Below are 7,534 nucleotides of genomic sequence, written 5' to 3' on the forward strand. Positions count from 1 at the left end.
ACATACATGTATGTGGGGACACTGTCCTTCGATCTGCTTCTCGGCGACGTACGGTCGCTGAAGGAGAAGCGCTCCGTGATCCGGCCGATCGTCGCCGAACTCCAGCGGAAATTCGCGGTGAGCGTGGCGGAGACCGGAGGCCAGGACCTCCACCGCAGGGCCGAGATCGGCCTCGCGGTGGTGTCGGGCGACACGGGACATCTCACCGACGTACTGGACCGGTGCGAGCGGCTGGTGGCCGGCCGGCCCGAGGTGGAGCTGCTCTCGGTTCGACGCAGGCTCCACAGCGACGAAGACTGATGGCAAGGCGAGCGGTGAAGAAGGAGAAGGACCAGTGGCCGACAACGCGCGGGCGAAGAAACTGGCGGACCTCATCCGGGAGGTGGTCGCCGAGAAGCTACAGCGCGGCATCAAGGACCCCCGGCTCGGGACGCATGTGACCATCACCGACACCCGGGTCACCGGTGATCTGCGGGAGGCCACGGTCTTCTACACGGTCTACGGCGACGACGAGGACCGGGCCAGCGCGGCGGCGGGGCTCCAGAGCGCCAAGGGCGTCCTGCGCTCGGCGGTCGGCGCGGCGGCGGGCACCAAGTTCACGCCCACCCTGACCTTTGTGGCCGACGCACTCCCCGAGAACGCCAAGACGATCGAGAACCTCCTCGACCGGGCACGGGCATCGGACGAGAAGGTGCGGGAGGCGTCATCGGGCGCCACCTACGCCGGAGAGGCCGACCCGTACCGTAAGCCGGAGGACGAGGACGAAGCCTCCGAATGACTCAGCCGACCCCCACGCCCGACGGGCTTGTCATCGTCGACAAGCCGTCGGGCTTCACTTCGCACGACGTCGTCGCCAAGATGCGCGGGATCGCCAGGACCCGCCGCGTCGGACACGCGGGGACGCTCGACCCCATGGCCACCGGAGTCCTGGTGCTGGGCGTCGAGAAGGCCACCAAGCTCCTGGGGCACCTCGCCCTGACGGAGAAGGAGTACCTCGGGACGATCCGGCTCGGCCAGACGACGGTCACCGATGACGCCGAGGGCGAGATCACCGCGTCGGCGGACGCCTCCCGGGTCACCAGAGAGGCCATGGACGCGGGTGTGGCCGCGCTGACCGGGCCCATCATGCAGGTCCCGTCCAAGGTCAGCGCCATCAAGATCGACGGGAAGCGGTCGTACGCCCGGGTGCGCGGCGGCGAGGACTTCGAGATCCCGGCCCGCCCGGTGACCGTCTCCTCGTTCCGGGTGTACGACGTACGGGAAGCGGTCGCCGATGACGGCACCCCGGTGCTCGACGTCGTCGTCTCGGTGGTCTGCTCGTCGGGGACGTACATCCGCGCCCTCGCACGCGACCTCGGCGCCGGACTCGGCGTCGGCGGGCATCTCACGGCACTGCGCCGGACCCGGGTCGGGCCGTACGGCCTGGACGCGGCACGCACCCTCGACCAGCTCCAGCAGGAGCTGGCCGTGATGCCGGTCGCGGAGGCCGCTGCCGCCGCGTTCCCCCGCTGGGACGTGGACGAGAAGCGGGCCAGGCTGATCACCCATGGCGTACGGCTGGACATGCCGCCGTACGACAGGTCGCCGGTCGCCGTCTTCGCGCCCGACGGCCGCTTTCTCGCGCTCGTGGAGGAGCAGAAGGGCAAGGCCAAGAGCCTCGCCGTCTTCGGCTGACGTCCCGCCGTGTCGTGCTGTGCTGTGCTGTGCCCGGGGGCGGGCGGTACGGAGCGTCCGATGGCACCGCCCCGTACTGTGCGCGCCGGGCCGCCGCGTACGGACCCGCGCCGCACCTGGGCGCACGGGGCCGCCGCGTACGGACGGGTCGCTGTGGGACATATCACCAACGGGGCCGGTACGGCCCTGGTCGCCCGGGGACGGTACGACACGGGGAGCGGCGCCCGCCCGGGAGGTCCCGGCCCGCGTCCGCGCTCGTCGCGGGCCTGCTCGCGGCCCCGCCCGCGCGTGGGGGGCCCGGTTCGATCCGGTCCTCCGGCGCGGGGAGGGCGTCCCCCCGCCGGAAGCCGATGCGAACCGACGGGCGGGGACATGGCAGTCTTAGACCTGCGTAATCGGCATTCGATGACATCGGCAGTACACGGGTTCGGGCGAGGAGCGGTCACAGTGCAGCGCTGGCGTGGCTTGGAGGACATCCCCCAGGACTGGGGGCGCAGCGTCGTCACCATCGGCTCCTACGACGGGGTGCACCGAGGGCACCAGCTGATCATCGGCCGGGCGGTGGAGCGGGCGCGTGAGCTGTCGGTGCCGTCCGTCGTCGTCACCTTCGACCCGCACCCGAGCGAGGTCGTCCGCCCCGGCAGCCACCCCCCGCTGCTGGCGCCGCACCACCGGCGGGCCGGGCTCATGGCCGACCTCGGGGTCGACGCGGTGCTCATCCTGCCGTTCACCGCCGAGTTCTCGAAGCTGTCCCCGGCGGATTTCATCGTCAAGGTGCTCGTCGACAAGCTGCACGCCCGCCTGGTGGTGGAGGGCCCGAACTTCCGCTTCGGCCACCGGGCCGCCGGCGATGTGGCCTACCTCGCGGAGCTGGGCGCGACCTACGACTACGAGGTCGAGGTCATCGACCTCGTGGTCACCGGCGAGGCGGGCGGCGGCGAACCCTTCTCCTCCACCCTGACCCGCCGACTCGTCGCCTCGGGCGATGTCGAGGGCGCGCACGAGATCCTCGGCCGTCCGCACCGCGTCGAGGGCGTCGTCGTCCGGGGCGCGCAGCGGGGCCGTGAGCTGGGCTTCCCGACCGCGAACCTGGAGACGCTGCCGCACACCGCGATCCCGGCCGACGGGGTGTACGCGGGCTGGCTGACGGCGGACGGCGAGCGGATGCCCGCGGCGATCTCCGTGGGCACCAACCTGCAGTTCGACGCCACCGAGCGGACCGTCGAGGCGTACGCGATCGACCGGGTCGGCCTCGATCTGTACGGGCTGCACGTCGCCGTGGACTTCCTCGCGTACATCCGGGGCATGGCGAAGTTCGAGTCGGTCGACGCGCTGCTGGTGCAGATGGCCGAGGACGTCAAGAAGTGCCGTGAGCTGACGGCGGAGTAGCCCGCCTGAGCCGGAACCTGCCGCGCCGTCGGCTGACGCGCACCCCTGCCGGGGTGTCCTCAATCGCCGGACGGGCTGAAAGTGCCAGCACATCCCAGCCCCGCAGGGACACTTGCGCACCTGGGCAGGCAAAATCAGCCTCGCCGGCGTTTGAGGCGCTGGGTCTGGGGCGGAGCCCCGGCGACCTGCTGCGCCGTTGGCTGTCGCGCACCCCTGCGGGGGTGTCCTCAATCTCCCCCAGACTTCGTCCGGGGGGACCCCCAACGGGCTGACTATGCGCACCCGGGTCCGTAAGGTCGCCGGGCAGGCTGGATGTGTCCGTCCACGGTCGGCGGGCCAGAGCAACCAGCGTCAGACCTGCCGGGGCTGGAGCACGGACGCGGACGCCCAGTGGCACGCCACCCCTTCCCCGCTCAGCACCTCCAGCGTCCGCCCCCGGCAGCTCTCCGCCACGCCCGCTCGCTCCGCCTCTCCCGATGCCAGCACCTGACACCGGGCGTGGAAGCGGCAGCCGCCGGGAATACGGGACGGGTCGGGCGGCTCGCCCGTCAGTACCACGGCGGGGCCATCCGACTCGGGCAGTACCGACAACAGGGCGCGGGTGTACGGGTGCCGGGGCGAGGTCAGGACCTCCTCCACCGGGCCGCACTCCACGATCCGCCCCAGATACATCACCGCGACCCGGTCCGCGATGTTCCACGCGAGGCCCAGATCGTGCGTCACCACCAGTGCGGAGAGGCCCAGTTCGTCCCGCAGCCGCAGCAGCAGCGCCAGGATCTCACCGCGTACGGACGCGTCCAGCGACGCCACCGGCTCGTCCGCGACGATCAGTTCGGGCTCCAGGACCAGCGCCCCGGCGATCACGACCCGCTGCCGCTGACCACCCGACAGCTCATGCGGATACCGCAGGATGAACCGCTCGGGCGGCCGTAGCCCCGCCCGCGCGAGCGCACCGGAGACCGCAGCGCGCTCGTCCCCGCCGTACCGGTGGATCCGCAAGCCCTCCGCGACGGCGTCGTACACCGTGTGCCGGGGGTTGAGCGAACCGCTGGGGTCCTGGAGCACCAGCTGGACCCGCCGGCGGTACGCCTTGAGGGCGCGCTCGGTGGTGGCGAGGGGCCGGCCGCCGAAGGTGATCCGGCCCGAGGTCGGCGGCACCAGACCGAGCAGCGAGCGCGCGAGCGTCGTCTTGCCACAGCCGGACTCGCCCACCAGCGCCACGATCTCACCCGTGCCGATGTCGAGATCCACCCCGTCCACGGCCCGTGCGGGCGGCCCGCCGCGCCGCCCGGGGAAGGTGATGTGCAGCCCGGTGGCCGAGAGCAGGGGAGCGGTGGTCCCGATGATCTCCTGGGTCATGGCTGCGCTGCCTCTCGGTGGTGAGGGTGATGCCCGTGGCGGGCCGGTCAGGTCCGGCGTCCCGCGGCACCGGCATCGCGCCGAGGCCACAGCCGTGCGCCGACGAGGGACCGGGGGCCCAGGCCGCCACACGGCGGTCCCGCCTCCCGGGCCCTGTCGGTCTCCCGGTGGTGATGCGGGGTGCCCCGGGCCACGGCTGTCCGCCGGTGGGCCCGACGGTGTCGGCGGCCGGCACCCGCCCGGCGGACCTCACGGCTCCCACGGTCAAGGACCACCCCCCGCGCTCACCCGGACGCAGGCCGCCCGGTGCCCTTCGTCCCCCCTCAGCTCCTGGTCCTCCGCCGAGCACAGCTCCAGCGCCACCGCGCAGCGCGGATGGAACGGGCAGCCGGGGGGCAGCGCCGAAGGGTCCGGCGGATCGCCGGGGAGTCCGCGCGGGGCGCGGCGGGACGAGGGGTCGCCGATGCGCGGGAAGGCGGCGGACAGGGCCTGGCCGTACGGGTGCCGGGCCGCGTCGTACACCGCGCGGGCCGGGCCCTCCTCCACCACCCGGCCCGCGTACATCACCGCCAGCCGGTCGCAGGTGTCCGCGAGGACCGCCAGATCGTGGCTGATCATCACCAGGGCGATGTCCTGCTCGGCGACCAGTTCCCCGATCAGCCGCAGGATCTGCGCCTGGATCATCACATCCAGCGCGGTCGTCGGCTCGTCCGCCACGATCAGCCGGGGATCGCAGGCCAGCGCCATGGCGATCATCACCCGCTGGCGCTGCCCGCCGGACAGCTCGTGCGGATAGGCGTCCGCGCGCCCGGCCGGCAGTCCCACCTGCCGCAGCAGTTCGCCGACCCGCCGCCGCGCGGCGGCCGGGGTGGTCCGCCGATGGAGCAGGATCGGCTCGGCGATCTGGTCGCCGATGCGGTGCACCGCGTTCAGGGAGTGCATCGCGCCCTGGAAGACGATCGACGCCCCCGCCCAGCGCACCGCCCGCAGCCTGCCCCACCGCATGGTGAGCACATCCTCGCCGTCGAACAGCACCTCGCCGCCGATGCGCGCGCTCGCGGGGAGCAGCCGCAGCAGCGCGAGGGCCAGCGTCGACTTGCCGCACCCCGACTCCCCGGCGATGCCCAGTTTCTGTCCGGCGGCCACGCTCAGATCGACACCCCGTACGGCCGGGACGGCCCGCGCCCCCGAGCCGTAGGTCACCCGTAGATCCCGCAGTTCCAGCACCGTCAGATCACCCCCAGCCGAGGGTTGAGCACCGTCTCGATCGCCCGCCCGCACAGGGTGAACGCGAGCGCCACCAGCGCGATCGCCACCCCGGGCGGCGCGAGATACCACCAGTGGCCTGCCGAGACCGCCCCCGCCTCCCGGGCGTCCTGGAGCATCCCGCCCCAGGACACGACCGTCGGGTCGCCCAGGCCCAGAAAGGCGAGCGTCGCCTCGGTCAGGATCGCCGCGGAGATCCCGAGGGTCGTCTGCGCGAGCACCAGCGGCATCACATTCGGCAGTACATGGCGGTTCATGATGTGTCCATGGCCGCCGCCGAGGGCCTTCGCGCGTTCGATGTACGGGCGGGACTCGACCGCGATCGTCTGCGCGCGCACCAGCCGGGCCGTCGTCGGCCAGCTGGTCACCCCGATGGCGATCACCACGGTCCAGATGTTCCGGGACATCACCGTCGCCAGCACGATCGCCAGCACCAGCGCGGGCATCACCAGAAACCAGTCGGTGATCCGCATCAGCACGGTCGAGAACCAGCCGCCGTAGTGCCCGGCGACCACCCCGACGAGGGTCCCGATCGCCACCGACAGCGCGGCGGCCAGCAGCCCCACCGTCAGCGAGATCCGCGCCCCCCACACGAGCAGCCCCAGCAGCGAGCGCCCGAACTGGTCGGTCCCCAGCGGGAACTCACCGCTCGGCGACTCCAGCGGCCCGCCCGGAGCCTCCGTCACACTCTGCACCTCACCGCCGACGAGCAGCGGCGCGGCGAGCGCGACCACGGCGATCACGATGAGCGCGCCGAGTCCGGCGAGCCCCGCCCGGTGCGTACGGTACGCACGCCAGAAGCGGGCCACGGAGTGGCGTCGGCGTACCCAGGACAGTGAGGTCGTCATCGGCGTACCCAGGACAGTGAGGTCGTCATCGGCCCACCCGGGGATCGAGCAGCGGATACAGCAGATCGGCGAGCAGATTCATCACGATCATCGCCCCGGCGAAGACGACGAAGAGCCCCTGGACGAGTGGCAGGTCGGGCACGCTCAGCGCCTGGTAGAACAGCCCCCCGAGCCCCGGCCAGGAGAACACCGTCTCCACCAGGATCGACCCGGCGGCCACATGGCCCAGATTGATGAAGACCATCGTCACCGTCGGCAGCAGCGCGTTGGGCACGGCGTGCCGCCGTCGTACGGCCGAGTCCTTCAGGCCCTTGGCCCGCGCGGTCGTCAGATAGTCCGAGCCCATCTCGTCCAGCAGCGACGAGCGCATCACCAGCAGCGTCTGCGCGTACCCCACCGCGACGAGGGTCACGACCGGCAGCACCATATGGTGCGCCACATCGGCGACGTACGCGAGACCGGTCTCGTCGCCGGACTCCATGCCACCGGTCGGGAACAGACCGGGCACGGGACCCATGCCCACCGAGAAGGTGATGATCAGCAGCAGGCCGAGCCAGAACGACGGCACCGACCACAGGGTGAGCGCCACCCCGGTGCTGACCCGGTCGCCGAGGCTGCCGTGCCGCCAGGCGGAGCGGGTGCCCAGCCAGAGCCCGATCGCCGAGTACACCACCACGGCGACTCCGGTCAGCAGCAGCGTCGCGGGCACCTTCTGCGCGATCAGCTCGCCGACCGGGGCGCGGAACTGGTACGACATCCCCAGATCGCCCGTCAGCGCCTTGCCGCAGTAGTCCGTGAACTGCTGCCACATCGGCTGGTCGAGACCGAACTGCCGCCGCAGGGTGGCCAGTTGGTCGGCGGACGTCGGTACGCCCCGGGTCATGGCCGTCACCGGGTCGCCGGGGATGATCCGGAACAGGAAGAAGCTGGTGACGAGTACGGCGATGAGCGAGACGGCCGCGCCGCCGAGCCGCCCGGCGACATAGCGCAGATAGGCG

At 72.2% G+C, this 7,534-nt stretch carries 8 protein-coding genes; 4 read left to right on the forward strand and 4 right to left on the reverse strand.

Features of this window, described 5'->3' with window-relative positions; genetic code table 11:
* Positions 1-6: 6 nt before the first annotated feature.
* The 4 genes from ACWF94_RS27325 (at position 7) to ACWF94_RS27340 (ending at position 3,063) form a co-directional block, all read left to right on the forward strand.
* Positions 7-300 (forward strand): DUF503 domain-containing protein, encoded by a 294-nt coding sequence (locus tag ACWF94_RS27325; protein WP_453493905.1) that lies wholly within the window; start codon positions 7-9, stop codon positions 298-300.
* Between the two features lie 34 nt (positions 301-334).
* Positions 335-778, forward strand: coding sequence for a 30S ribosome-binding factor RbfA (rbfA, locus tag ACWF94_RS27330; RefSeq protein ID WP_453493884.1), 444 nt, complete (start codon positions 335-337; stop codon positions 776-778).
* Entirely contained in the window at positions 775-1,674 is a 900-nt protein-coding gene (gene truB / locus ACWF94_RS27335) for a tRNA pseudouridine(55) synthase TruB (RefSeq protein ID WP_453493887.1), read from the forward strand. Before rbfA ends, truB begins: the two co-directional genes overlap by 4 nt.
* Before the next feature lie 447 nt (positions 1,675-2,121).
* Positions 2,122-3,063: a bifunctional riboflavin kinase/FAD synthetase gene (locus ACWF94_RS27340; protein ID WP_453493890.1), complete on the forward strand. Its 942-nt coding sequence runs from the start codon at positions 2,122-2,124 to the stop codon at positions 3,061-3,063.
* A gap of 351 nt (positions 3,064-3,414) precedes the next feature.
* Here ACWF94_RS27340 and ACWF94_RS27345 read toward each other — a convergent pair whose 3' ends face one another.
* From ACWF94_RS27345 to ACWF94_RS27360, 4 genes are all read right to left on the reverse strand, one after another.
* Positions 3,415-4,422 (reverse strand): ABC transporter ATP-binding protein, encoded by a 1,008-nt coding sequence (locus ACWF94_RS27345; RefSeq protein WP_453493893.1) that lies wholly within the window; start codon positions 4,420-4,422, stop codon positions 3,415-3,417.
* A 264-nt stretch (positions 4,423-4,686) separates the two neighbouring features.
* Positions 4,687-5,703, reverse strand: coding sequence for an ABC transporter ATP-binding protein (locus ACWF94_RS27350; RefSeq protein ID WP_453493896.1), 1,017 nt, complete (start codon positions 5,701-5,703; stop codon positions 4,687-4,689).
* A complete protein-coding gene (locus tag ACWF94_RS27355; RefSeq protein WP_453493899.1) occupies positions 5,652-6,536 on the reverse strand; it encodes an ABC transporter permease in 885 nt (294 codons plus the stop codon). Before ACWF94_RS27355 ends, ACWF94_RS27350 begins: the two co-directional genes overlap by 52 nt.
* A 25-nt stretch (positions 6,537-6,561) precedes the next feature.
* Positions 6,562-7,534: ABC transporter permease (locus ACWF94_RS27360; protein ID WP_453493902.1), on the reverse strand; the 973-nt coding region annotated here is incomplete at its 5' end.

The organism is Streptomyces sp. NPDC055078 (assembly GCF_053607985.1).